Below are 23,519 nucleotides of genomic sequence, written 5' to 3' on the forward strand. Positions count from 1 at the left end.
CCGGTTACTTGAGCTTGAGGTTGAAGGACCAGACGGCCAGCGGCTTGCCGTCCTCGCCGATCTGCAGGAACGCCAGCTTCTTCGAGGCGGGGGCCTCGCCCTGGCCGCCGGTCGCGAAGACGTCGGCGCCCGGGAAGCTGCGGTACGTGTTCGAGGAGGGCTCGGTGATCGGCTGGCCGTCGAGCACCGCCGACCAGCGCTTGCCGTCCTCGACGACCTCCGGCTCGACCCCGAGGCGCAGGGTGTCGCCGCGGGCGTACTCGACGGTCTTGGGGTCCTTGAGGTTGGTGAGGCACTCCTGGACCTGGTCCATGGAGAGCGGCTCCTTGCCGCCGTGGCAGGAGGCTTCGGCGGACACCGACGAGGTGCCGACCGTCACGGTCGCCAGCGGTGTCGGCTTTTCCCCCCCACAGGCGGAGAGGAGGAGGAGGCCGGCGGACACGGCTCCGAGGGCCGCGACGCTGCGGCGGGCCCTACCCGAGAAAAGCGGTGCGGTCATGAGCCGAAGGCTATCGGGCCGCTGGGCTGCGCCGCTGCATGGGGTACCGCTGGCCTGCGGCGCGGCGCGGGACTCGGGTGCGGCTCTCATGCCGGGGCTCCGCCCCGGACCCCGTACGTGCGCTCCGCGCCCGTGCCCTCAAACGCCGGGCGGGCTGGAAAATCCAGCCCCGGCAGCGGAGCCGCGGCCGGACACGCCCGGCGGGCAAGCGGCTAGGCGACCCGCGGCCGGGAGGCGCTTGCGCGGGGCGCCGCGACGACACCGCGGAGGGCCATCGTCGTGCCGAGCGCGACGATCGCCGCGGCGACGGACATGCCGAGTACGCCGTTCAGCGGCAGGGAGATGCCGATCGCGCCGCCCAGCACCCACGCCACTTGGAGCAGCGTCTCCGAACGGGCGAACGCCGACGTGCGCACCGCCTCCGGAACGTCCCGCTGGATCATCGCGTCCAGCGAGAGCTTCGCCAGCGCCTGGCAGAAGCCCGCCGTCGCCCCCAGGACGGCCATGAACAGCCCGCTGAAGAAGACCGCCGCCAGCACCGCGACCGCGAGCGTCAGGCACAGCACCGACGCGATGATGGCCTCCGGCGCGCGGGCCCGCAGCCACGCGCCCACCGCCGTGCCGCAGGCGTTCCCCACGCCCGCCGACACGCCCACGATGCCCAGCGACACCGCCGCGCTCTGCCCCGCCAGCGGATGCTCGCGCAGCAGGAACGCCAGGAAGAAGATCAGGAACCCGGACAGCGCACGCATCGAGGCGTTCGCCAGCAGCCCGCACAGCACCGAGCGGCTGATCGTCCGCAGCCCCGGCCGCTTCGAGTGCGCCTCGTGCGTGGACAGCCGCGCCCGGCGCTCGCCCTTCGCCTCGTCCACCCGGTGCGGCAGCGTGAACGCCGCGAAGGCCCCCCACACGAAGATGGCGCAGGCCCCGTACAGCGGCCACTGCGGCCCGATCGTGTTCAGTCCGGCGCCCACCGGCGCCGCCACGCCCGTGGCCAGCAACCCGGCCAGGGTGACCCGCGAGTTCGCCTTGACGAGTGAGAATTTCGGCGGCAGCAGTCTCGGCACCACCGCGCTGCGCACGACCCCGTACGACTTGGACGCCACCAGCACGCCCAGTGCCGCCGGATACAGCTGGATCCCCCCGGTCTCCACGGCCCCCGACATGATCAGCGCCAACAGCGCCCGGGCCAGCATCGCGGCCGCCATCGACGCCCGGCGGCCGTGCGGCAGCCGGTCCAGGAGCGGCCCGATCACGGGGGCCAACACGGTGAAGGGAGCCATCGTGATCGCCAGGTACAGGGCCACTCGGCCGCGCGCCTCGTCCGTGGGCACGGAGAAGAACACCGTCGTGGCCAGCGCCACCGTGATCATCATGTCGCCGGCGCCGTTGATGGCGTGCAGCTCGATCAGCTTGCCGAGGCCCGATTCCCCCGCCCCGTGCGCGTGCGTGGCGCGCCGGATCCCGCGCGCCGTCCCCGTGAACGGAAGGTGCAGGGCACGCCCGACAGCCCGGCCGGCCCGCTTGGCCGGTCCCGAGCCGTCGTCGGACGACCGTGCGGGTGCCACACTCGACATAGTGCCCCACCGGGCCCGCGTGGGCGCCTCCCGGCGCGTCACGGAGCCGGTGGCTTGTCCGCGAATCGGACCTTGCATGTGTGCCCGAGGCTTAAGAGGAGGTAGCGTGCGTAGCGCGCCACCGGCGGTTGCTCCTGGCCGCGCGCCTCTTCGTGATCCCGCAGAATGGGTTGCAGTGAGGTGCGCCCGGAGTCCGATCGGGTGCGGACGTCGACGCGGTCCTCTGGTCCGCTCCGCCCGCGCCACGTACGGACAGCACCGACGGGTCGTTGTGGACGACAGTACGGACGGCGCACACGTGAGACGGCGTAGGAGAGAACGAGACCAGTGAGTGCTGCGACGACGCGAAGCCGTACCCCGCGTACCCCCGACCGCCTGTGTGTCGAGGCGGTAGAGCTCGCCCGCGCGGCGGCCGAGGAGGCCGCTTTCCCCGGAGTGGTGGGCGCACACGTCTCCGCCGTGGCGGAGGGCGACCGCGTCGTCACCCACTTCTTCGAGTCCAAGGAACCGGGCTACCGGGGCTGGCGCTGGGCCGTCACCGTGACCCGCGCCTCCCGCGCGAAGAACGTCACGCTCGACGAAACGGTGCTGCTGCCCGGCGACGACGCGCTGCTGGCCCCCGAGTGGGTGCCGTGGAGCGAGCGGCTGCGCCCCGGCGACATGGGCCCCGGCGATCTGCTGCCCACCGACGCCGAGGACCTGCGCCTGGAGCCGGGCTGGTCGGGCGAGGACGCCCCGCCGCCGAACTCGGTGGTCTCCACCGAAATGGCCGAACTGGTCGAGGCCGAGGACGCCGACGTCACCGACCGCGCGGTGGTCCCCGTACGCGGCTCCATCACGTCGGTCGCCGAGGAACTGGGCATGCGCCGGGCGCGCGTGCTGTCGCGGTACGGGCTGCACAGCGCGGCCGACCGCTGGGACGAGGGCTTCGGCGCCAAGACCCCGATGGCGCAGGCCGCGCCCGCGTCCTGTGTCTCCTGCGGCTTCCTCGTCGCGATCGGCGGCTCGCTCGGCCAGGCCTTCGGTGTCTGCGCGAACGAGTTCAGCCCGGCCGACGGCCGCCTCGTGTCGCTGTCCTACGGCTGCGGCGGCCACTCGGAGGCCGCGGTCATGCCGACGCCCCTGCGGCCCGCTCCGCCGGTGCTCGACTCGATGGCCTCGGACGAGTTCACCCTGCGGCCGGTCCCGTCCGAGGACGCCGGCTCGGTCCCGGTATCCGACCTCCCGGCCGAGGACCTCGGCCACTCGTAAGACGCACGCACCGCCGCGGACGGGTCGCCGCGCCGCCCGGCGGCGTACCCTCGCCCCATGGGGGACACGGACGCGTACACGGACATGGTGGGAATGACCGGCCGGGTGACCGGAACGGTCGGGCCGGGCCTCGTCGGCGAGGTGATCGTACGGATCCGGGGCGGGGCGGAGCACTTCCTGGCCCATCCGGTCCACGGCACCGGCCGGCTGGCCGTCGGCACGGTGGTGACGGTGATCGAGTACCAGCCGCCGCGCACGGTGTACGTGATGGCGGCCTACGACAACTGAGGCACCGCCCATCGGCGTGCGACCTGTGCGTATCAAGATGGGTACAAGAACGCGCGCCCGTCTTCACGCCGGGTCGCGGCAGGCGCAGACTCGCCCTCATCGGTGCCGAACGGCACTGGAACAAAGGGGGCGTTGCCGATGGCTATCGGCGTCGTGGCGGGAATCGTTCTCGCCGCAATCGTGGCCGCGATAGGCCTGTTCAAGCTCATGTGGCGGGTGGCCGAGCCCAACGAGGCACTCGTCATCTCCGGCTCCACGCACAAGACCGAGGGCGTCGGTCAGGGCATGGGGTTCCGGATCGTCACCGGGCGCGGAACGCTCGTCCTGCCGGGGGTGCAGGCGGTGCGCAAACTGTCCCTGGACCTCAACGAGACACAGCTGTCCGTGGACTGCGTCACCCACCAGGGCATCCCGCTCCGCGTCAAGGGCGTCGTCATCTTCAAGGTCGGCGACGACCTGGTGTCGATCGCCAACGCGGCCCGCCGCTTCCTGGACCAGCAGAAGATGATGCCCGAGCGGGTGCACATCGTGTTCGCGGGCCATCTGCGCTCCATCGTGGGCGGGTTGACGGTCGAGGACATGATCCGGGACCGCGAGAAGCTGACGGGCCAGACCCGGGCGGCCTGCGGTACGGAGATGGAGAAGCTCGGCCTGATCGTCGACTCGCTGCAGATCCACGAGATCGAGGACCCGACCGGCTACATCAAGAACCTGGCGATGCCGCACGCGGCCGCCGTGCAGCGGGACGCGCGGATCGCCCAGGCCGAGGCGAACCGGCTGGCCACGGAGGCCGAACAGGCCGCCTTCGCCCGGATGGCCGAGGCGACGCGCGACAGCGAGATCCTGCAGGCCGGCTACCAGGCCGAACGCGACAAGGCGGCGGCGACGTCCCGTCAGGCGGGCCCGCTGTCCGAGGCGGCCGCACGGCAGGAGGTCGTCGTCCAGGAGACCCGCGTTGCCGAGCTGGAGGCGCACCGGCGGGAGCAGCAGCTGCAGGCGGACGTACGCAAGCCCGCGGACGCGGCGGCGTACGAGACGCGGACGCGGGCCGAGGCCGAGCGCGACGCGCGGATCTCGGCGGCGCAGGCGAAGGCGAAGGAGACGGAGCTCGCGGCGGCCGCGGAGGCCACGCGGGTGACGACGGCGGCGACCGCGGACGCGACGGCCACGGAGGCGCGCGGTCTGGCGTCGGCGAAGGCGACGCGGGCGACGGGTGAGGCCGAGGCGGCGGCGACGCAGGCGCGGGGCCTCGCGGAGGCCGAGTCGGCGAAGGCGCGCGGTCTGGCCGAAGCGGAAGCGATCAAGGCGCGGGCCGCCGCGCTGGCGGAGAACCAGGAGGCGGTCGTCGCGCAGCAGCTGGCCGAGAACTGGCCGGCGATCGTGGAGGCGGGCGCGGGTGCGTTCGGGAACGTGGAGCACATGGTCCTGCTGAACGGGGCCGAGGGCATGTCGGAGATGTTCGCGAAGGCCCTGACGATGGGCGGCACGGGCCTGGGCGTGGCCCGCCAACTCCTGGCCTCCATGGGCCAGGCCCCTGCCGGTGGCTCCGCCGGTCCCACGGTCAACGGCCGCGTCCCGATCCGGGAGGAGTAAGGGGCTCCGCCCCCGGCGCCTCAATCGCCGGCGGGGCTGGGCAATTCAGCCCCTCCGGCGTTTGAGGAGCGGGGTCTGGGGCGGAGCCCCAGCAGCGGCGCGGCGCCGCCGCCGGGGGCCAGCCCCCGGACCCCCGCGCCCCAAACGCCGGCGAGGCTAGCGGCGGCGGCGGCGCCGTAGGAGGTGTTTGGTGGCGAAGACGATGGCCAGGCCGACCGCCAGGACGGCGGCTCCCTTGCCGAAGCTCCCCGTCGGCTCGGACGACGGCGCGGCATCCGAGGGGGAGCCCGGCTTCGGCGGCGCGGCCGAGGTGCCCGCGGACGGGGCCGCGCCCGCCGGGACGGCGATGACGCGGCTGCCCTCCCCCTCCGCGCCGAACATCAGCGTCGAGCCGTCCGGCGCGTACGTCACCGACTCCGCCTGCCCCTGCCACGGCGCGTCCACCCGCTCGCCCTCGCCCTCCGGCCTGCCGTCCTTCCACGGGTACGTGCGCGCCCAGAAGTAGCCCCGCAGGGTCAGCCGGTTCCCGTCGGGGGAGAACGCCCCGTCCGTCACCCACGGCACGTCCGCGACCCGCCGGAACACGTTCGATCCGTCCGCCGAAAGCTCCGCGGGACCCTCGTACAGCCCGCCCTTGCTCTCGTCCTTGCTCGCGATGTAGACCCGCCCCGTCACCGGATGCACCATCAGCGCCTCCGCGTTGCGCGCCCCGTCGGCGTACCGCACCGTGAACTGCGTGGCCTTGACCGTGACGTCGCCCAGTTGCTTCGGCTCCGGGAAGCGGTAGATCCACACGTGGTCCCAGGTGCCGTTCCGGTTGTCGCCGATGTCGCCGACGTAGAGCTGCCCGTCCGGCCCCAGCGAGATCGCCTCGACGTCGCGCGGCTTGCCGATCCCGGTCAGGGTCACGCGGGCCACCGTCCGGCCCGTGGCGGAGTCCACCGCGTAGACGTACGGGCCGTCGTCGCTGTCGTTGTGCGTCCAGTACACGCCCGGGTGGATCCGGCTGGCCGCGAGCCCGCTGGACTCCTTGATCCGCGGATCGGAGATGGTGAACGAGGAGGATCCGGGGGCTTCCGCCGCGAAGGCCGCGCCCGGCAGCACGGCGAGGGCGGCGGCGAGGGCCGCGGAAGCGACGGCGGCGGCAACGGCGGTGGCAACGGCGGTGCCGGCGGCGGCGGACGGCAGGGGCAGGCGCATGCCCCCAGCCTGCCAGTACGTGCCCCGTGTCCGGCGTCACAGAGGTTTCTGTCGCGCGATCCGCGATGATGACCGGATGCGTTTCATGTTCGTCGGCGACTCCATGACCATCGGACGCGCCGGCGATTTCACCTGGCGCTACCGCATGTGGCAGCACCTCGACTCGACCTTCGGCGGCCCCTACCGGATCGTCGGCCCGCGCACCGAGCTGTACGAGGGCTCCGACGCGTACGCAGACCCGGACTTCCCCGCGCACGCCCGCCGCCACCTGGCCGGCTGGGGCGAGGGCTGGCAGCACATGGCCCCCCTCATCGGCCCCGCCGCCGACGCCGCCCGGGCCGACGTCCTGCTCGTCTCCCTCGGCCTGATCGACCTCGGCTTCTACACCGACGCCGAGCAGACCGCCGCCAACGTCCGCCGCTTCATAGCCGGGGCCCGCGCCGCCCGCCCCGGCGTGCGCATGGTGCTGCTGCCCGTCATCCCGAACAGCCGGGCCGAGGAGGACGAGCCGTTCGCGGCCGAGGTCGCCCGTTTCAACGAGCTCCTCGCGAAGGCGGTGGCCGATCTGACGACCGCCGCCTCGCCGGTCCTGCTGGCCGCGCGCCCGGACGCGTACGACATCCACCACGACACCTACGACGGCACCCACCCCAACGCCTCCGGCGAGCACCGGCTGGCGGGGGAGTTCGCGGCCGTCCTGCACCAGGCGTGGGGGATCGGCGGCCCGTACAGGCCCGAGCGGGTGCACCACGACACGCTGTAACACCCCATTCACGAGAGGGTCTTGCTTCGAGCGCACTCCAAGCAGTTGGCTAGTGCCCCATGAAGTACACACAGCTCGGACGTACCGGCCTCAAGGTCAGCCGACTTGTACTCGGCACCATGAACTTCGGCCCCCAGACCGGTGAGCCCGAAAGCCACTCGATCATGGACTCCGCCCTCGACGCGGGGATCAACTTCTTCGACACCGCCAACGTCTACGGCTGGGGCGAGAACAAGGGCCGCACCGAGGAGATCCTCGGCACCTGGTTCGCCCAGGGCGGCCGGCGCCGCGAGAAGACGGTGCTCGCCACCAAGGTCTACGGCAGCATGGCGCCCGAGGGCGAGACCTGGCCCAACTACGACCGCCTGTCGGCGCTGAACATCCGGCGGGCCGTCGACGCCAGCCTCAAGCGGCTCCAGACGGACTACATCGACGTCTACCAGTTCCACCACGTGGACCGGCGGACCCCCTTCGAGGAGATCTGGCAGGCCGTCGAGGTCCTGATCCAGCAGGGCAAGATCCTCTACGCGGGCTCCTCGAACTTCCCCGGCTGGAAGATCGCCCAGGCCAACGAGGCCGCGGCGCGCATCGGACGGCTCGGGCTGGTCAGCGAGCAGTGCCTCTACAACCTCGCCGAGCGGCGCGCCGAGATGGAGGTCATCCCGGCGGCCGAGGCGTACGGGCTCGGGGTCATCCCCTGGTCCCCGCTCCACGGCGGCCTGCTGGGCGGGGTCATCAAGAAGGAGGCGACGAGCGGCCGGAGCGCCTCCGGCCGGTCGGCCGACGCGCTCGCCAGCAGCTCCGTACGCGCACAGGTGCAGGCGTACGAGGACCTGCTCGACAAGCACGGCCTGGAGCCGGGCGAGGTCGGGCTGGCCTGGCTGCTGACGCGTCCCGGGGTCACCGGGCCGATCGTCGGGCCGCGCACGCAGGAGCAGCTCGACTCGGCGCTGCGGGCGGTGGAGCTGGAGCTCTCGGACGAGGTCCTGGCGGGCCTGGACGAGATCTTCCCCGGCCCCGGAGCGTCGCCGGAGGCCTTCGCCTGGTAGCTACTGCCCGACGGCAGCCGCCACGGCCACGACGACGAACATCAGTACGAGCACACCGGCCATCACACGGTTTCTGGTCTTGGGATCCACCCGTCGAGCCTAACGCGGGCCGCGGGTGATCCCGTACGCGGTACGGCTCAACCGCGCAGGAGCCAGGACCCGACCGTCTCGTAGCGGGGCTGCTCGCCCGGCACCCCGCTGACGGGGAGGTTGCTGCGGACGAGGCTGAGCGTGTCGACCTGCCAGGGCGTGCCCTCGAAGTCCGCGAGGGAGTCCAGGTACGGGCGCAGGGGTGTGGCGGCGCCGTGGCCGGGGCCGTGGTCGTATCTGTGGCTGCGGGCCAGGGTGAGGTGCGGGGTGTACCGGCGGTGCTGCTCCATCGGCACCCCGGCCCGCCGGGCGGCGGCGTCGGCCCGCTCCGCGAGCATCCGCAGGGCGGGCAGCTCCCCGGCCGCGCCGACCCACAGCGCACGGTCCCCGAAGTGCCCGCAGCCGTGCAGGCGCAGCGGGAAGGGGGCGGTGCGGTGGGCTGCGCGGTCGAGGCGGGCGTGCAGGTCGGGGAGCACGTCGTCGCGTACCTCGCCCATGAAGGCGAGGGTGAAGTGCCACCCCGCTCGCGCGGTCCACGTCAGCCGGTCATCGCGGACTCCGTCCACGGCGGCGGAGAGCTCACTGACTGCCCTTGCGGGCGGCAGGACGGCGGCGAACAGTCTCATGCGCCGAGCGTACGGCTGCAGCACCGCTGCCGGGGGCTCCGCCCCCGAACCCCCGGTCCTCAAACGCCGGACGGGCTGAAAGATCGCCTCAAACGCCGGCGGGGCTGGACTTTGCGGCGGCGCCGGCAAATCCAGCCCCGCCGGCGTTTGAGGAGCGGGGTCCGGGGCGGAGCCCCGATCTTGAGCCTCGCCGGCGATTGAGGCGCGGGGTTCAGGGGCGGAGCCCCGGGGTCAGGCGGCTGGGACCAGGTCGCGCGGGGCGGCCGAGGGGACGAACGTCACGCCCCGGCGGCTGAGCCGTACGCGGAGGTTGCCCACCCGGGCCAGGACCACCGCGATCGCGACGGAGGCGACCAGCGAGATCACAGCCCCCGCCGCCATGCCCATCCGCGCGCCGTACGTGTCCGTGATCCAGCCCAGCAGCGGAGCGCCCAGCGGGGTGCCGCCGGTGAAGACCATCATGAACAGGGCCATGACCCGCCCCCGCATCTCGGGGTCGGTCGCCATCTGCACGCTGGAGTTCGCCGTGACGTTGACCGTCAGGCCGAAGACCCCGATCGGCACGAGCAGCGCCGCGAACAGCCAGAAGCCGGGCGCGAAGGCCGTCACGAGGAGCAGTACCGAGAACAGCACGGCCGCGGCCACCAGCAGCCGCAGGCGGGAGTGGCCGCGCCGGGCCGCGAGCAGGGCGCCCGCCAGGGAGCCGGCCGCGATCAGGGTGTTGAAGAGCCCGTAGGTGCCCGCGTCCCCGTGGAAGACGTCGCTGACGAACGCCGACAGCCAGATCGGGAAGTTGAACCCGAAGGTGCCGATGAAGCCCACGAGCACGATCGGCCAGATCAGCTCGGGCCGGCCGGCGACGTAGTGCAGGCCTTCGCGCAGCTGTCCCTTGGCGCGGGGCCGGGGTTCGACCGGGTGCAGCTCCTTCGTCCGCATCATCAGCAGGCCGGCGATGGGCGCCGCGAACGACAGGCCGTTCAGCAGGAAGGCCCAGCCGGAGCCGACGGCGGTGATCAGCACACCGGCGATCGCCGGGCCGACGAGCCGCGCGGACTGGAAGTTGGCCGAGTTCAGGCTGACGGCGTTGGCGACCTGGTCCTTGCCGACCATCTCGGACACGAACGTCTGGCGCGCCGGGTTGTCGACGACGGTGACGAGGCCGAGCAGGAAGGCGGCCAGGTAGACGTGCCAGACCTGGACGTGTCCCGCCAGGGTGAGGACGGCGAGGGCGATGCCGGTCAGGCCCATCGCGCTCTGGGTGGCGAGGAGCAGGGGCCGCTTGGGCAGCCGGTCGGCGAGGACGCCTCCGTAGAGGCCGAACATCAGCATCGGCAGGAACTGCAGGGCGATGGTGATGCCGACGGCGGAGGCGGAGCCGGTCAGGGAGAGCACCAGCCAGTCCTGGGCGATGCGCTGCATCCAGGTGCCCGTGTTCGAGACGACCTGTCCGGTCGCGAAGAGCCGGTAGTTCCGGATCCTCAGCGAGCTGAACATCGAGTTCTTGCCCGCGGGGCCCGCCGGGGCCTTAGTAGGGGTGGATGTGTGGCCGGGTGCGGAGTCTGCTCCGGTTCCCGTACTCAAAAGCGTTCGCCTCCTGGCGTCGTTCCTACAGGTGCGCGAGCTTCTCCAGGACGGGTGCGGCCTCGCGCAGCTTGGCCCATTCGTCCTCGGTCAGCTCGGCCGCGAGCCCGGCCAGGAAGGCGTTGCGCTTGCGGCGGCTCTCTTCGAGCATCGCTTCGGCCTCCTCCGTCTGGCGGACCACCTTTTGGCGGCGGTCGTCGGGGTGCGGTTCCAGCGTGACCAGTCCCTTGGCTTCCAGCAACGCGACGATGCGCGTCATCGACGGCGGCTGGACGTGCTCCCGCCGCGCCAGCTCGCCGGGTGTGGCCTGGCCACAGCGGGCGAGGGTGCCGAGCACCGACATCTCGGTGGGGCTCAGCGACTCGTCGACGCGCTGGTGCTTCAGGCGCCGCCCCAGCCGCATGACGGCGGAGCGGAGATCGTTCACGGCGGCAGCATCGTCGCCATGGGAAAGGTCAGGCATGTATTTAGAGTAACTCATTACTCTCTCTAAGGAACACCACTTTTGGTGGTCATGCACGGGGTCACTCGTACGGGTGAGTCGGCGGCCGAAAGTGACACGCGTCCACACCCTCTGCCCCGACTCTTTCGGCATGGGGACACATGTGCTGAGCATGCGCATAGACGGGGAGCTCCTCGACAGGCTCCGGACTCACGCCGCCAAACGCGGAATGAGCGTCCAGGACTATGTGGTCCGGACGCTCATCCGCGATGACTTCGACGAGCGCTTCAAGGCCGCCGTCGACGAGACAGAGAAGTTCTACGGGCTCACGTGAGCCCGGGCAGGGCCTACGTGAGGCCGAGGGCCGGCATCGCGTAGTAGAAGACGAACACCGCCGCCACGACGTACATGGCCACCGGGACCTCGCGGCCCCGGCCGGTCGCCGCGCGCAGGGCGCAGAAGCTGATGAAGCCGATGCCGATGCCGTTGGTGATCGAGTAGGTGAAGGGCATCATCACCATGGCCAGGAACGCCGGGACGGCGATGGTGAAGTCGCTCCAGTCGATGTCCTTGATCGAGCCCGCCAGGATCAGGAAGCCGACCGCCACCAGGGCGGGGGTGGCGGCCTGGGACGGGACCATCGTGGCGAGCGGGGTGAGGAACAGCGCCACGGCGAAGAGGGCGCCCGTCACGACGTTCGCCAGACCCGTACGGGCTCCCTCGCCGACCCCGGCCGTCGACTCCACGAAGCAGGTGGTGGCTGAGGAGGAGGTGGCGCCGCCCGAGGCGACGGCCAGGCCGTCGATCAGCAGGACCTTGTTGATGCCGGGGAACTCGCCGGTCTTCTTGTCGATCAGCTTGGCCTCGTCGCCGACGCCCAGGATCGTGCCCATGGCGTCGAAGAAGCAGGACAGCAGCACGGTGAAGACGAAGAGGATGCCGGTCAGCATCCCGACCTTCCCGAAGCCGCCGAACAGGCTGACCTCGCCGACCAGCCCGAAGTCGGGCGCGGCCACCGGGTTGCCCGGCCACTCGGGCACGGTGAGGCCCCAGCCCGTGTCGGGCACCTTGGCGATCAGCTGGACGACGACCGCGACGAGGGTCATGGTCACGATGGAGATCAGGATCGCGCCGGGCGTCTTGCGGATCAGCAGGGCGAGGGTGAACAGCACGCCGATCACGAAGATCAGGACCGGCCAGCCGTCCAGGTGGCCGGTGCCGCCGAGCTGGAGCGGGACCGTGGTGTGGGCGGCGTCCGGGATGCGGGAGACGAAGCCCGAGTCGACCAGGCCGATCAGCATGATGAACAGGCCGATGCCGATGGCGATGCCCTTGCGCAGGCCCAGCGGCACGGCGTGCATGACCCGCTCGCGCAGGCCGGTGGCGACCAGCAGCATCACCACGAAGCCGGCGAGCACCACCATGCCCATGGCGTCGGGCCAGCTCATGCGGGGGGCGAGCTGGAGGGCGACGACCGTGTTCACGCCGAGGCCGGCGGCGAGCGCGATCGGGACGTTGCCGATGACACCCATGAGGAGGGTGGTGAAGGCGGCCGTCAGGGCGGTGGCCGTCACGAGCTGACCGTTGTCGAGCTGGTGCCCGTACATGTCCTTCGCGCTGCCCAGGATGATCGGGTTGAGCACGATGATGTAGGCCATCGCGAAGAAGGTGGCGAAGCCGCCGCGGATCTCGCGGGCGACGGTCGAACCGCGCTCGGAGATCTTGAAGTAGCGGTCGATTCCTCCGGAGGGTCCCTGGAGGGAGGGGTCCGGGGCCGTGGCCGTGGGGGTGCTCATACGGTCCTCATTGGGTGGTTCATACGAAGAAAATGGGCCACGCCCAAACCGTTTCAGTATGAACACATGAGCGAAGGAGCGTCCATCTCCGCGCGTAGACCACGAATCGGCGCGCCTAGACTTGCCGCATGGCGAAATGGACTGCGAAGCATGAGGCGCCCGAGCCCCTGGAGGGCCCCGTCGTCGCGACCGTCACAGGCGGGACGATCCTGTGGTTCGCCCTCTTCCTCGTCCAGCTCCCCTTCTACGGATGGTTCGCCGACCGCGGCCAGCTGTGGTGGGTCTGGACCTGCGCGGCCGGCGGCTTCCTCGGCCTGATCGGGATCTGGTACGTCCGCGGCCGGGACGCTGCGCTCAAGCGCCACGCGGCGGAACAGCCCGAACAGCCCCCGACCCCGCAGCCCTAGCCGAGCCCCGCCCCCGGCCCGGGGCCCCGCCCCCGCGCCTCAATCGCCGGCGGGGCTGGATTGTGCGGCGGTGCCGGAGCGGTGCGGCGGAGGCTGAAATGGTGCGGCGCCGCTGGACGGTGCGGCCCAAAGACCGGGGCTCCGCCCCGAACCCCGCGCCTCAAACGCCGGCGAGGCTGAAATGGTGCGGCGAAGCTGGAGTGAAAGGCCGCCGGGCCTGACCTCGAACCGGGCCGGTTGGGCCGGGGTCGGGTGTGTGTCGGGGTGATCCCCGCAGGGCGTCGAACGCACTGCCGCCGCAGGCTCCGACCCCTCGCCACGTTCGGCGTCCGAGGAGACACCCCGGCGCGCGCCCGGCCCCGGCACAACCGGCCACCCCCACACCCGGCCCGAGCGGCGCAGCCACCCGGCGTCCGGCCCCGGCACAACCGGCCACCCCCACACCCAGCCCGAGCGGCGCAGCCAACCGGCAGCCAACCGGCCGCCCCCCTACCAAGGGACGATTCGGGTCATCCCGAGGTCGGATCTTCCCGCCGCTCGGCGGGTGAAGCGTTCGAACCCCGCTTAACGTCGAAGACATGACGCAGCGGGCGAAGATCGATCAGGACGGGCCGGAGCGACCCGGCGCCGCCATCGACGCGGGCGCGGAGCTCGATCCGGTCCACCCGGTGCCACCACCCGCGCCCCGGTTCAGGCCCGGCGGCCTGACCACCGCCGAGGTCGCCGAGCGCGTCGCGCGCGGCGACGTCAACGACGTCCCCGTCCGCAGCAGCCGTTCCACCACCGAGATCGTCCGCGCCAACGTCTTCACCCGCTTCAACGCGATCATCGGCGTGCTCTGGGTGATCATGCTCTTCGTCGCGCCGATCCAGGACAGCCTCTTCGGCTTCGTGATCATCGCGAACACCGGCATCGGCATCATCCAGGAACTGCGCGCCAAGAAGACCCTCGACGGCCTCGCCGTCATCGGCGAGGCCAAACCGAGCGTGCGCCGCGACGGCCGCACCGCCGAGATCTCCACCTCCGAGATCGTCCTCGGCGACGTCATCGAGCTCGGCCCCGGCGACAAGGTCGTCGTCGACGGGGCCGTCGGCGAGGCCGAGGGGCTGGAGATCGACGAGTCCCTCCTCACCGGCGAGGCCGACCCCGTCCTCAAGAAGCCCGGCGACCCGGTCATGTCCGGCTCGTTCGTCGTCGCCGGCGGCGGCGCGTTCACCGCCACCAAGGTCGGCCGCGAGGCCTACGCCGCCCAGCTCGCCGAAGAGGCCTCCCGCTTCACGCTCGTCCACTCCGAGCTCCGCTCCGGCATCTCCACCATCCTCAAGTACGTCACCTGGATGATGATCCCGACCTCCATCGGCCTGATCATCAGCCAGCTGATCGTCAAGGAGAACAACTTCAAGGACTCCATCGCCCGGACCGTCGGCGGCATCGTCCCGATGATCCCCGAGGGACTGGTCCTGCTCACCTCCGTGGCCTTCGCCATCGGTGTGATCCGGCTCGGCCGCAAGCAGTGCCTCGTGCAGGAGCTGCCCGCCATCGAAGGCCTCGCCCGGGTCGATGTCGTCTGCCTCGACAAGACCGGCACCCTCACCGAGGGCGGCATGGACGTCACCGAGCTGCGCCCGCTCGGCGGCGCGGAGGCGGCGTACGTCAAGAAGGTGCTCGGCGCGCTCGGTGAGTCCGACCCGCGGCCCAACGCCAGCCTCCAGGCGATCATCGACGCCTATCCCGACAGCGCGGAGTGGCGCTGCACCGAGTCCCTGCCCTTCTCCTCCGCCCGCAAGTACAGCGGCGCCAGCTTCAGCGAGGGCGACGGCGAGAACAACACCTGGCTGCTCGGCGCCCCCGACGTACTGCTCCCCGCCGGGGACCCGGCCCTCGACGAGATCAACGAGCTCAACGAGCAGGGCCTACGGGTCCTGCTGCTGGCCCGCTCCGGCCGCGAGCTCGACGACGAGGACGTCGCCACCGGGGTCCGGCCGACCGCCCTGGTCGTCCTGGAGCAGCGGCTGCGGCCCGACGCGGCCGACACCCTGCGCTACTTCGACGACCAGAAGGTCAAGGCGAAGGTCATCTCCGGCGACAACGCGGTCTCCGTCGGCGCGGTCGCCGGCAAGCTGGGGCTGCCGGGCGCGGAGAACACCGTGGACGCCCGCAAGCTCCCGACCGACCAGGCCGACATGGCGCGGGTCCTCGACGAGAACTCCGTCTTCGGGCGCGTGACCCCGCAGCAGAAGCGGGACATGGTCGGGGCCCTCCAGTCCAAGGGCCACACCGTCGCCATGACGGGCGACGGCGTCAACGACGTGCTCGCCCTCAAGGACGCGGACATCGGCGTCGCGATGGGCTCGGGCTCGGAAGCCACCCGCGCCGTCGCGCAGATCGTCCTCCTCAACAACAGCTTCGCGACCCTCCCCTCGGTGGTCGCCGAAGGCCGCCGCGTCATCGGCAACATCACCCGGGTCGCGACCCTCTTCCTGACCAAGACGGTCTACTCGGTCCTCCTCGCGATCCTGGTGGTCTGCTCGCAGGTCGAGTACCCCTTCCTGCCCCGCCACCTGACGCTGCTGTCCACGCTCACCATCGGCATCCCGGCCTTCTTCCTGGCCCTCGCCCCGAACAAGGAGCGCGCGAAGCCGCACTTCGTGAAACGGGTGATGCGGTACGCGATCCCCGGCGGCGTGATCGCGGCGACGGCCACCTTCATCAGCTACCTGATCGCCCGCCACCACTACACCGGCCCGGGCGCCCTGGAGGCCGAGAGCAGCGCGGCGACGCTGACACTGTTCCTGACCTCGATGTGGGTCCTGGTGATCATCGCCCGCCCGTACACGTGGTGGCGGGTGGCCCTGGTCGGCGCGATGGGCGCGGCCTTCCTGATCGTCCTCGTGGTGCCGTGGCTCCAGGACTTCTTCCAGCTCAAGCTGGAGGGCACGACGATGCCCTGGATCGCGGTGGCCATCGCCGCAGCCGCCGCCACCCTGATCGAACTCACCTTCCGCTGGGTGAACCGCAGGTTCCCGGCCTAGCCGGACAACGCTGCCCCCCAGAGGGCGATGGCTCCGATGAGCATGGCGATGCAGGCGCATGTCAGGGAGAGCACGGCCACGATCGTGGCGGGGGAGCGGATGTACACACCGAACAGCAGGAACGTCCCCGTCGCGAGGAGCACGGTCAGGGCCGAATACCCCCAGGACGACGCCATACTTCGAGACACGGCGGCGTCACGTCGAACCCGGAGGGACACCACCGTGTTGACGACGATGCTCACCCCCACCACCGGCCAGGTCAGCCAGCCGGCGCTCGATCCGAAGGCGGAACCGGGGTCTGCGGCGAACAGGAAGACGGAGAGCGAGACCGCCAGGAACACCGCCGCGCTGCTGAAGGGCCAGTGCATGAGAGGTTCGGAGGGTCTGCGCGGTGGAGGCGGCGGCGGAGACTTCCATGGCTGGTGCCCCAGGAGCGATACCGCACCCATCTCCTTGCGCCCGACCTGGACCTGAACGGGAACAGACGCCTCCCCTGTGGCGGTACGGATCAGCACACGGGCCTCGTGGGGTCCCGGTTGGGGCACCTCCTTCACCCTGACCTCGACCCCATCGGTCACCTGCTTGGCCGCCAGCCAGGGGGCGTCCGCCGTGGCTTCCAGAGTGGAGTGCACCAGGGGCGCTCCTTCCACGGTGATCACGACTGCGGGCATGGGTGAGTCCATGGCGATCGTGCCCAGGTCCAGCGAGTCCTGCCTGACCCGGGGTCGTGCCGAACTCATGACCTTGCCGGCGCTGTCCGCCACGCGACGGCTGTCGTCCCCGCTCAGCCGCTCCAATGCCGTGGCGGCCGCCAGGGCCAGTCCGATGTCGTCGCCGTGCAGCAGGGACTCAAGGTCTTCGATGGCCCAAAGCCTGCGCGTGGGACTGCGTGAACGGACGTGAGCGGCCACCTCCTCCGGGAGGGGCGGCGGTTTCGCGAGCCGCGCGGGTGCCCGGGCGATCGGAAGGTCGCCGCCGTGGGCGCCGAAGACCCACAAGCGTGGTGTCTGGTGGGGCGTCAACTCGCGTAGCTCGTCGCACACGTACTCGTGGAGCTCCGTCAGGCCTATCTCTCCGTCGCCGTCCAGGTCGGCATCGCCGGACCGTATGCCCTTCACCAGAGTGCGGGTGAAGAAGGACGGCGCCGCCGTGGTTCCCTCGCGCGCGAATTCGACGGCACCGCACGCGGCAAGAACTGCCCGTCCGCGCTGGCTGCCGCCACCCATCCGGCCGAGGGTCTGGAAGCTGTCTTCCACGTGCGCGTCCGTATCGGCGCGGGTGAGTATCCCCCGCTCGAACGCCCCCGCGTAGCAGCAGTCGAGGACGACGACGGCGCGTCGGGCGACGCTCGCCAGCATCAGGCCGCTCACGAACTCGGCCGGAACGGCCGTGGAGGCCAGGCGGACGCACCTGGTGTCTTTCGTGGCCAGGTAGAGGGTGCCCGACCCGTCCTTCAGTCCATGGCACGAGAAGTGCAGCAACAGGGTGTGCTCGGCCGCCCGCTCCGCGAAGAATTCCTCGACGGCCTCACGCAGTTCCTGGCAACCCGGGTCACGAAGGACGGCGACGTCGAAATCGCCGATGGTCGGGTCACCCAGTACTTCCGCGAGCGCCGCGGCGTCCTGCGGCGGCGCGCGCAGCGCTGTGAGCCGGCTGTCGCCATAGGTGCCGGTGACGACGATGAGCGCCTTCTTCGGCCGGTCAGTCACGGTTCGCGTCCTCGGGGCCGCGGAGGCCGCTGGCACGGAGAAAGACTTCGGTGAGGCGGCTTTCCTCCTCGGCGTCGATGCCCGTGAGGTCGAGGAGGTTGTCTCCGACCTTCAGGACGACCCTGCGGGGTTGAACGGCGCGCTTTCGCCAGTCACCGACGACGGACACGATGCTCTGCAGCACCGGCATCGCCGCCGGCAGAGTGACCAACAGGATGTTCGCCAGGTCGGCCGGCCCCGCTCGGGTACCCGGTGGGGCAGGGCCCGACGGGGCCCGTTCGACCCTCTCGACATCCAGTTCCAGGAGATCCCGGCGCAGAGTGTCCACTTCCCGCAGCAGCACCTCGGCGTCTTCGCCGTTCTGCTGGACCTCGATGAGCAACCGTTCCGCCATGGTCAGCTCCGCAGGCTCGCCCCCACCTCCAGTCTGGACCCGGCGCCCGATCCACCGCACGTCCAACCGCGTGGGACCCCCACGATGCACCGGCCTCCGGAGGGTGTGGGCGAGGGAGACGGCCTAGGCGAGGCCCTCGGACTGGAGGCCGGTGAGGACTGCTTGGCCCAGGGCCTGGACGGCGGATTGGGGGCGGACCATCACCGTGAACTCCTTGACGCGGCCCGCCTCGTCGAACTGGAGCTGGTCGATGCCGTGGATCTGCTTGCCGTCCACCGTGGCGCGGAACGCGAGGATCGCCGAGGGGGTCTCCGTGCCGTCGGTGCTGGTCTCGGCCGTGCCCTCGAAGTGGCCGACGTAGCGGAAGTCCTCGAAGATCCGCAGCAGGACCCCGAAGAGGCCCAGCACCATGGGGCGGCCCTCGAAGGGGGTGAACTTGACCGGGCTGTAGAAGCGGATGTCCTCGGTGAACAGGTCCTCCACCGCGGTGAGATCGCGCTTCTCCACGGCTGCGCGGAAGCGTTCGGCGGTCTGCCGGTCCCGTTCCCTCATGGCCCCTCCTCATAGTCAAGAAATTGAGTAGTCATATTCGTGAGTATGATGCGGGGGAGGGCGAGGAAAGGGAAGGGGGCTGCCGCGATGGCCTTGAGACACGCCGTACTGGCGGCGCTGCTGGACGGCGAGTACAGCGGGTACGAGCTGGCGAAGTCGTTCGACATCGGCGTCGCCAACTTCTGGCACGCCTCCCCCCAGCAGCTGTACGCCGAGCTGACCAAGTTGGAGAAGGACGGGCTGGTCGAGGGCCGCCAAGTGGTCCAGGAGAGCCGCCCCAACAAGCGCATGTTCCAGGTCACCGACGCCGGCCGCGCCGAGCTGGAGGACTTCGCCGCAGCCGCGCCCAAGCCCCAGGTCATCCGTGACGACCTGCTCGTCAAGGTCCAGAACGCCGACCGGATCGGCACCGCGCCGGTGATCGAACAGCTCGAAGAGCGGGCGGCCGAGGCCGAGGCCAAGATCGAGCTCCTCGGCAGGGTGCTGCGCAAGATGCGCGGCGACACGGACGAGGAGGAGTACCTGCTCCGCGGCGAGGGCATCGGCGGGTACCTGACCGGCCTCCGGGGCATCGCCTTCGAGCAGGGCCACCGCGACTGGTGCCGCCGCAGTGCGGCCGTCCTGAGGGAGAGGCTGAACCGTGCCGAACGGTGAGTACCTGCGCTACGTCGCCCTGGGCGACAGCCAGACCGAAGGCCTCGGCGACGGGGACGACACGGCGGGCCTGCGCGGCTTCGCCGACCGCCTCGCCGGGCACCTCACGGCCGTCAACCCCGGCCTCCGGTACGCCAACCTGGCCGTACGGGGACGCCTCGCCGGCCAGGTCCGCGCCGAACAGCTGGGCCCCGCCCTGGCGTTGCGCCCCGACCTGGCCACCGTCGTCGCCGGGGTCAACGACATCCTCCGGCCCCGGTTCGACGCGGCGGAGGTCGCCGCGCAGCTTGAGGAGATGTTCGCCGCGCTGATGGCCGCCGGCACCCACGTGGCGACCGTGACCTTCCCCGACCTGGGCAGCGTCGTGCCGCTGGCCCGGCCCCTCTCGCCCCGCATAGCCGACCTCAACGACCGCATCCGCGCGGCGGCCGCCCGCCACGGGGTCACCGTCGCCGAGACCGCCCGGCCGGCCGCCGTCGCCGACCCGCGGATGTGGACCACGGACCGCCTCCACGCCAGCCCCGTCGGCCACGAACGGATCGCCGCGGCCCTCGCCCACGCCCTCCACCTGCCCGGCAGCGACGACAGCTGGACCCTGCCCCTGCCGCCGCAGGCCGCCGCCCCGCATGGATCGGCCCTGGCGGCCGAACTGCGCTGGGTCGCCGCGTTCCTCGGCCCCTGGCTGGGCCGCCGGCTGCGCGGCCGCTCCTCCGGCGACGGCCGCACCGCCAAGCGCCCCCGGCTGCTGCCGCTGAGCGCGACGCCCTCGGACATCGCGCCCCAGTCGAACCAGCCTCAGCCGAACCAGCCTTAGTCGAACCAGCGGTCCCGCGCCAGTTCCGCCGTGCGCGACGGGTCCTCCAGCAGCGCCGCCACCTCGAAGCGGCGCGGCCACTGGCCCGCCGCCCAGGCGAGACCCGCCGCCACGCCCTCCAGCGTGGACGCGTGGAGGGTGCCGTCGGGCGTGCGGCGCCAGTCGAGTTCCGTGCCGCCCGCGACCAGCTCCTCGTGCTCCACGTACGTCACCGGGGTGGCCGGGCCCAGCAGCACGCGCACCGACTCCGGGACCTCGTGCACCTCACCCGGCGTCGTCACCTCCGCCGGGACCGTCTCCGACAGGCGGCGCACCTGGAGCAGCTCCGCGAGGTCCGCCGCGCGCGACGGCGGCACCGGCAGCAGCGGGAGCCCCGCCGTCAGCGGCAGCAGGTCCGGGGCGTCCGCGATCACGGCGTCGGCCGCGTCCACCACACGGACCTCGCCGTCCACCACCGCACGCAGCTCGTCCGGCAGGGTGACCTGCTCGGGGTCCAGATCGGCCAGCGCCCCGTACAGGCCGTGCAGTTGCCGGCCCGTCACCTCGCGCTCCGGGTCGGCGAGCCGGGCCAGCAGCTCGGCCGCGCCGCCGGGCTCGTCCAGCAGGGCCGCCACGGTGGTCCGTACGCCCAGCGCCCGCAGGACCTGCTCGTCCTCGAAGCCCGTGGCGTCCGCCGGGGTGTAGAGGCCCGCCAGCAGCGGGTCGCCGCCCGCCGCGCGCAGACCCGCCGGGCGGCGGCCGTCGAGCACCGGGTGGTCGCGCAGCCACCACGCGGTGTACGAGCGCACGGACTGCGTGGTGCCGTCCGGCAGCAGCACCCGTACGGGCTGGGTCAGCGCGTCCCGCAGCGGCGGCTGCGCGAGCATCGCCAGGGCCTGCGGCCAGCAGTCGTCGTCGACCAGGTCGAGGTCCCGTACGGCGACCAGCTCGGTCGCCACCGGCGGCACCGGGGTGTCCGGCAGCTGGTCCAGCAGGTCCTCGCACCACACGTCCACCGCGTCCAGCAGTCCCGCGTCGTCGGGCTCGGCGAAGTCGCCCTCGCGGGGCTCCAGTTCGTCCGGGTCGAGCACCACGTCGGTGGCGCGCACCAGCTGGAACGTCGCCAGCACCCCGCAGGCGGTGAGCGGGCCCTCGCCCCACCGCTGCGCCAGCTCGGCGTCCACGTACGGGACCTCGTCCTCGCGGATCACCGAGGCGAGCGCCGAGCCCGGCATGAGCAGTTCGCCCGCCGGGACCAGTTCGCCGTCCTCGTCGGGCAGGGCCAGCGCGCCCAGCCAGGGCTCGTCGCCCGGTGCCAGATCGGCGTCGCGGGCCAGCCCCAGCACCACTTCGGCCAGTTCGTCGGCGTCCAGGGTGTCCGCGTCCTCGTCCCAGACCTCCCCGGCGTCGAGGGAGCCCGCGACGGCGGCCCGCACCTGCGGGGTCGTCAGCACGGCCCGCGCCGTGGCCGGCAGGGCTCCGAGCTTCTCCAGCAGCGGGTGCGCCGCGTCCGGGTGGGCCACCTTCAGCCCCAGCCGGGCCAGGTCCGCCGGGGTGTCCGCGTACGGCAGCAGGACGTGCCGCGGCCCGATCGTCGTGCGGCCGTCGGCGAGCGGCACGGGCAGCCCGGACAGCCGGTCCGGGTCCACCCCGGCGAGGCTGTCGTAGAGCCGGTGCCACCACTCGGGGGTCCGCTCGATGCCCGCGATCCGCTCGATGGCATCGCCCAGCGGGAGCCGGCCCACGCCCAGGGTGCGCAGCTCGGCGCGGCGCTCCAGGCCCGCCGGCAGCAGCGTCGGCAGGACCTCGGCGAGGACGCGTACGGTGTCGGCGCCCGCGCCCTCCACCACCTCGGCCTCGAAGGGGCGCAGGGCCGCGCGCTCCTCGGCGTGCTCGGGCGGTGCGGCCGGCGCGAGGAAGGCGACGCGGGGGAGGCGCCGGAGCACGGCGGCGCGCAGGGCCCCGTCGAGCTCGCCCTTGCCGAGCGGGCCGGGCACCAGGTCGACGAGGGCGGTGGTCACCGGGTCCCAGGCGCCGAGGAGTTCGGCGTACGCGTCGGCCGCGCGCTCCACGAGGAAGTCGGTCAGCGGCCCGGGCGCGGGGTGCCGGCGGGTGGTGTCCAGCGGCAGGGTCGCGATGAGCAGGGCCGGGATGCCCAGCGGCTCGTCGGTGGGGGTCGGCGCGTGCACCACGGGCGCGGTGGCCGGGCGCAGCGGGGCGCCTTCGGGGTCGACGGGCACGGCCCAGGACACCGCCCAGGCGGGCCGCAGCCGTTCCTCGACGGGCCGGTCGGCGAGCAGGGCGCGCTCGATGGGGCCGCCGTGGCGGACGGTGCGCCAGCGGCTGGTGTGCGTGCCGGACGCGGTGGTGTCCTCGATGACGGTGTACGGGCCCTCGTCGCGCCGGTACAGCGCGCGGGAGCCGCCGGAGGGGGTCTCCACCACGACCTCGCGCAGCCCGGGCAGGGTGAGCAGCAGGGCGTCGTCGATGCCCGCGAGCAGCCGCTCCACGAGGTCCTCGGCGGCGGCGTCGCGCAGCGGGAGGACCACGACGGTGTCGTAGCCGTCGGGGGCGGTGCCCTCGGCGGGCAACGGGAGGCGCAGCAGCGGGACGTGTCCGTCGCGGCGGCGCAGTTCGTCGCCGAGGCCGGGGCTGCCGACGGCGGCGTCCCGGGCCAGTTCGCGGGCCTCGGCCAGGGACCAGCGGACGCCGCCGTGCCGGCCGAGCACCGCGGGCTCGTCGGAGACGGCGAGGACGGCCGCGAAGCCGACGCCGAAGCGGCCGACGCTGTCCCCGGACGGCTCCCGCTTGGCGGAGGCGCGCAGGGTGCTCAGCGATTCCACGCCCGTCGCGTCGAGCGGGGCCCCGGTGTTGGCGACGGCCAGCAGGGCGTGGCCGTTCTCGCCCTCGTGGAGGGTGAGCCGCAGCCGGCCGGGCACCTTGGCCCGGGCCGCGGCGTCGGCGGCGTTCTGCGCCAGCTCGATGACGAGCCGGTCCCGGTAGCCGCCGAGCGCGAGGTCCTCCTCGGCGTTGGCGTCCTCGCGGAACCGGGCCGGGCCCGCGCCCCAGGCGTCGAGCACCCCGCGCCGCAGCCGGGCCGTGCCGAAGGGGTCCACGCCGCTCTGTGCCGCTGTCACTCGCACGCTCACGCCGCTGCCTCCACGCTGTGCTGCCGTCAAGAGTTGCCCACCGGAGTTGCCCTCCGGACCCCTGAAGGTATCGC

21 protein-coding genes are annotated in these 23,519 nt (G+C 72.3%); 10 read left to right on the plus strand and 11 right to left on the minus strand.

From position 1 onward, the window contains the following. Positions 1-4: 4 nt before the first annotated feature. Together ACFYZ4_RS12725 and ACFYZ4_RS12730 are read right to left on the minus strand one after the other, a co-directional pair. Positions 5-499 carry a DUF2771 domain-containing protein gene (locus tag ACFYZ4_RS12725; RefSeq protein WP_351296458.1) on the minus strand — a complete coding sequence of 165 codons (495 nt, stop codon included), beginning with the start codon at positions 497-499 and terminating at the stop codon, positions 5-7. A gap of 212 nt (positions 500-711) precedes the next feature. Then, on the minus strand, positions 712-2,076 hold the full coding sequence (locus tag ACFYZ4_RS12730) for an MFS transporter (RefSeq protein WP_351296461.1): 1,365 nt from the start codon (positions 2,074-2,076) through the stop codon (positions 712-714). Positions 2,077-2,403: 327 nt separating this feature from the next. On the opposite strand from ACFYZ4_RS12730, the gene ACFYZ4_RS12735 reads away from it, so the two are divergent. The 3 genes from ACFYZ4_RS12735 (at position 2,404) to ACFYZ4_RS12745 (ending at position 5,208) form a co-directional block, all read left to right on the plus strand. Further along, positions 2,404-3,327, plus strand: a complete 924-nt coding sequence (locus tag ACFYZ4_RS12735) for a DUF3027 domain-containing protein (RefSeq protein WP_390783891.1) — start codon at positions 2,404-2,406, stop codon at positions 3,325-3,327. An 84-nt stretch (positions 3,328-3,411) separates the two neighbouring features. Continuing rightward, positions 3,412-3,615 carry a hypothetical protein gene (locus ACFYZ4_RS12740; protein ID WP_384353373.1) on the plus strand — a complete coding sequence of 68 codons (204 nt, stop codon included), beginning with the start codon at positions 3,412-3,414 and terminating at the stop codon, positions 3,613-3,615. Between the two features lie 138 nt (positions 3,616-3,753). Next, a complete protein-coding gene (locus ACFYZ4_RS12745; RefSeq protein WP_384353370.1) occupies positions 3,754-5,208 on the plus strand; it encodes a flotillin family protein in 1,455 nt (484 codons plus the stop codon). A 156-nt stretch (positions 5,209-5,364) separates the two neighbouring features. Here ACFYZ4_RS12745 and ACFYZ4_RS12750 read toward each other — a convergent pair whose 3' ends face one another. Next, positions 5,365-6,408 carry a WD40 repeat domain-containing protein gene (locus tag ACFYZ4_RS12750; RefSeq protein WP_390783892.1) on the minus strand — a complete coding sequence of 348 codons (1,044 nt, stop codon included), beginning with the start codon at positions 6,406-6,408 and terminating at the stop codon, positions 5,365-5,367. Between the two features lie 76 nt (positions 6,409-6,484). Here ACFYZ4_RS12750 and ACFYZ4_RS12755 point away from each other — a divergent pair, with 76 nt between their 5' ends. Both ACFYZ4_RS12755 and ACFYZ4_RS12760 read left to right on the plus strand, forming a co-directional pair. Beyond that, positions 6,485-7,171, plus strand: coding sequence for a GDSL-type esterase/lipase family protein (locus tag ACFYZ4_RS12755; RefSeq protein ID WP_390783893.1), 687 nt, complete (start codon positions 6,485-6,487; stop codon positions 7,169-7,171). A 59-nt stretch (positions 7,172-7,230) separates the two neighbouring features. Continuing rightward, positions 7,231-8,220, plus strand: a complete 990-nt coding sequence (locus ACFYZ4_RS12760; RefSeq protein WP_351303885.1) for an aldo/keto reductase — start codon at positions 7,231-7,233, stop codon at positions 8,218-8,220. A 137-nt stretch (positions 8,221-8,357) separates the two neighbouring features. On the opposite strand, the gene thpR is transcribed toward ACFYZ4_RS12760, so the two are convergent. The 3 genes from thpR to ACFYZ4_RS12775 form a co-directional block, all read right to left on the minus strand. Continuing rightward, positions 8,358-8,936 carry an RNA 2',3'-cyclic phosphodiesterase gene (gene thpR, locus ACFYZ4_RS12765; RefSeq protein ID WP_390783894.1) on the minus strand — a complete coding sequence of 193 codons (579 nt, stop codon included), beginning with the start codon at positions 8,934-8,936 and terminating at the stop codon, positions 8,358-8,360. A gap of 231 nt (positions 8,937-9,167) precedes the next feature. Beyond that, the gene (locus tag ACFYZ4_RS12770; protein WP_351303879.1) at positions 9,168-10,517 is read right to left on the minus strand and encodes an MFS transporter; all 1,350 of its coding nucleotides are present in this window, start codon (positions 10,515-10,517) and stop codon (positions 9,168-9,170) included. Between the two features lie 25 nt (positions 10,518-10,542). Next, a complete protein-coding gene (locus ACFYZ4_RS12775) occupies positions 10,543-10,980 on the minus strand; it encodes a MarR family transcriptional regulator (RefSeq protein ID WP_319728456.1) in 438 nt (145 codons plus the stop codon). Between the two features lie 130 nt (positions 10,981-11,110). Between ACFYZ4_RS12775 and ACFYZ4_RS12780 the strand changes: the two genes are divergently transcribed. Beyond that, the gene (locus ACFYZ4_RS12780; RefSeq protein ID WP_030156886.1) at positions 11,111-11,293 is read left to right on the plus strand and encodes a hypothetical protein; all 183 of its coding nucleotides are present in this window, start codon (positions 11,111-11,113) and stop codon (positions 11,291-11,293) included. Between the two features lie 13 nt (positions 11,294-11,306). On the opposite strand, the gene ACFYZ4_RS12785 is transcribed toward ACFYZ4_RS12780, so the two are convergent. Further along, positions 11,307-12,755 (minus strand): NCS2 family permease, encoded by a 1,449-nt coding sequence (locus tag ACFYZ4_RS12785; RefSeq protein ID WP_390783895.1) that lies wholly within the window; start codon positions 12,753-12,755, stop codon positions 11,307-11,309. A 128-nt stretch (positions 12,756-12,883) separates the two neighbouring features. Between ACFYZ4_RS12785 and ACFYZ4_RS12790 the strand changes: the two genes are divergently transcribed. Then, positions 12,884-13,162, plus strand: coding sequence for a DUF2530 domain-containing protein (locus ACFYZ4_RS12790; protein ID WP_351303873.1), 279 nt, complete (start codon positions 12,884-12,886; stop codon positions 13,160-13,162). Between the two features lie 578 nt (positions 13,163-13,740). Further along, positions 13,741-16,194 (plus strand): HAD-IC family P-type ATPase, encoded by a 2,454-nt coding sequence (locus ACFYZ4_RS12795; protein WP_390783896.1) that lies wholly within the window; start codon positions 13,741-13,743, stop codon positions 16,192-16,194. Here ACFYZ4_RS12795 and ACFYZ4_RS12800 read toward each other — a convergent pair. The 3 genes from ACFYZ4_RS12800 to ACFYZ4_RS12810 all read right to left on the minus strand — a co-directional run bounded on the left by ACFYZ4_RS12800 (position 16,191) and on the right by ACFYZ4_RS12810 (position 18,849). Next, a complete protein-coding gene (locus ACFYZ4_RS12800; RefSeq protein ID WP_390783897.1) occupies positions 16,191-17,903 on the minus strand; it encodes a caspase domain-containing protein in 1,713 nt (570 codons plus the stop codon). The two genes, ACFYZ4_RS12795 and ACFYZ4_RS12800, sit on opposite strands and share 4 nt — an antisense overlap. After that, the gene (locus tag ACFYZ4_RS12805) at positions 17,896-18,297 is read right to left on the minus strand and encodes a hypothetical protein (RefSeq protein ID WP_384351375.1); all 402 of its coding nucleotides are present in this window, start codon (positions 18,295-18,297) and stop codon (positions 17,896-17,898) included. The genes ACFYZ4_RS12800 and ACFYZ4_RS12805 overlap by 8 nt, the downstream gene beginning before the upstream one ends. A gap of 123 nt (positions 18,298-18,420) precedes the next feature. Next, positions 18,421-18,849, minus strand: coding sequence for a nuclear transport factor 2 family protein (locus ACFYZ4_RS12810; protein WP_390783898.1), 429 nt, complete (start codon positions 18,847-18,849; stop codon positions 18,421-18,423). An 87-nt stretch (positions 18,850-18,936) separates the two neighbouring features. On the opposite strand from ACFYZ4_RS12810, the gene ACFYZ4_RS12815 reads away from it, so the two are divergent. After that, positions 18,937-19,503 (plus strand): PadR family transcriptional regulator, encoded by a 567-nt coding sequence (locus ACFYZ4_RS12815; RefSeq protein WP_390783899.1) that lies wholly within the window; start codon positions 18,937-18,939, stop codon positions 19,501-19,503. Further along, positions 19,490-20,317: an SGNH/GDSL hydrolase family protein gene (locus tag ACFYZ4_RS12820; protein WP_390783900.1), complete on the plus strand. Its 828-nt coding sequence runs from the start codon at positions 19,490-19,492 to the stop codon at positions 20,315-20,317. The genes ACFYZ4_RS12815 and ACFYZ4_RS12820 overlap by 14 nt, the downstream gene beginning before the upstream one ends. Here ACFYZ4_RS12820 and ACFYZ4_RS12825 read toward each other — a convergent pair. Then, entirely contained in the window at positions 20,314-23,445 is a 3,132-nt protein-coding gene (locus ACFYZ4_RS12825; RefSeq protein WP_390783901.1) for a sacsin N-terminal ATP-binding-like domain-containing protein, read from the minus strand. The two genes, ACFYZ4_RS12820 and ACFYZ4_RS12825, sit on opposite strands and share 4 nt — an antisense overlap. Positions 23,446-23,519 lie beyond the last annotated feature (74 nt).

The organism is Streptomyces sp. NPDC001513 (assembly GCF_042894695.1).
In the GTDB taxonomy this organism is placed as follows: domain Bacteria; phylum Actinomycetota; class Actinomycetes; order Streptomycetales; family Streptomycetaceae; genus Streptomyces.

What these genes read in the sequence shown, in the direction of transcription:
- ACFYZ4_RS12725 (WP_351296458.1), bottom strand. Translation starts at nt 499, where the DNA reads ATGACCGCACCGCTTTTCTCGGGTAGGGCCCGCCGCAGCGTCGCGGCC.
- ACFYZ4_RS12730 (WP_351296461.1), bottom strand. Translation starts at nt 2,076, where the DNA reads ATGTCGAGTGTGGCACCCGCACGGTCGTCCGACGACGGCTCGGGACCG.
- ACFYZ4_RS12740 (WP_384353373.1), top strand. Translation starts at nt 3,412, where the DNA reads ATGGTGGGAATGACCGGCCGGGTGACCGGAACGGTCGGGCCGGGCCTC.
- ACFYZ4_RS12745 (WP_384353370.1), top strand. Translation starts at nt 3,754, where the DNA reads ATGGCTATCGGCGTCGTGGCGGGAATCGTTCTCGCCGCAATCGTGGCC.
- ACFYZ4_RS12750 (WP_390783892.1), bottom strand. Translation starts at nt 6,408, where the DNA reads ATGCGCCTGCCCCTGCCGTCCGCCGCCGCCGGCACCGCCGTTGCCACC.
- ACFYZ4_RS12755 (WP_390783893.1), top strand. Translation starts at nt 6,485, where the DNA reads ATGCGTTTCATGTTCGTCGGCGACTCCATGACCATCGGACGCGCCGGC.
- ACFYZ4_RS12760 (WP_351303885.1), top strand. Translation starts at nt 7,231, where the DNA reads ATGAAGTACACACAGCTCGGACGTACCGGCCTCAAGGTCAGCCGACTT.
- thpR (WP_390783894.1), bottom strand. Translation starts at nt 8,936, where the DNA reads ATGAGACTGTTCGCCGCCGTCCTGCCGCCCGCAAGGGCAGTCAGTGAG.
- ACFYZ4_RS12775 (WP_319728456.1), bottom strand. Translation starts at nt 10,980, where the DNA reads ATGCCTGACCTTTCCCATGGCGACGATGCTGCCGCCGTGAACGATCTC.
- ACFYZ4_RS12780 (WP_030156886.1), top strand. Translation starts at nt 11,111, where the DNA reads ATGGGGACACATGTGCTGAGCATGCGCATAGACGGGGAGCTCCTCGAC.
- ACFYZ4_RS12785 (WP_390783895.1), bottom strand. Translation starts at nt 12,755, where the DNA reads ATGAGCACCCCCACGGCCACGGCCCCGGACCCCTCCCTCCAGGGACCC.
- ACFYZ4_RS12790 (WP_351303873.1), top strand. Translation starts at nt 12,884, where the DNA reads ATGGCGAAATGGACTGCGAAGCATGAGGCGCCCGAGCCCCTGGAGGGC.
- ACFYZ4_RS12795 (WP_390783896.1), top strand. Translation starts at nt 13,741, where the DNA reads ATGACGCAGCGGGCGAAGATCGATCAGGACGGGCCGGAGCGACCCGGC.
- ACFYZ4_RS12805 (WP_384351375.1), bottom strand. Translation starts at nt 18,297, where the DNA reads ATGGCGGAACGGTTGCTCATCGAGGTCCAGCAGAACGGCGAAGACGCC.
- ACFYZ4_RS12810 (WP_390783898.1), bottom strand. Translation starts at nt 18,849, where the DNA reads ATGAGGGAACGGGACCGGCAGACCGCCGAACGCTTCCGCGCAGCCGTG.
- ACFYZ4_RS12815 (WP_390783899.1), top strand. Translation starts at nt 18,937, where the DNA reads ATGGCCTTGAGACACGCCGTACTGGCGGCGCTGCTGGACGGCGAGTAC.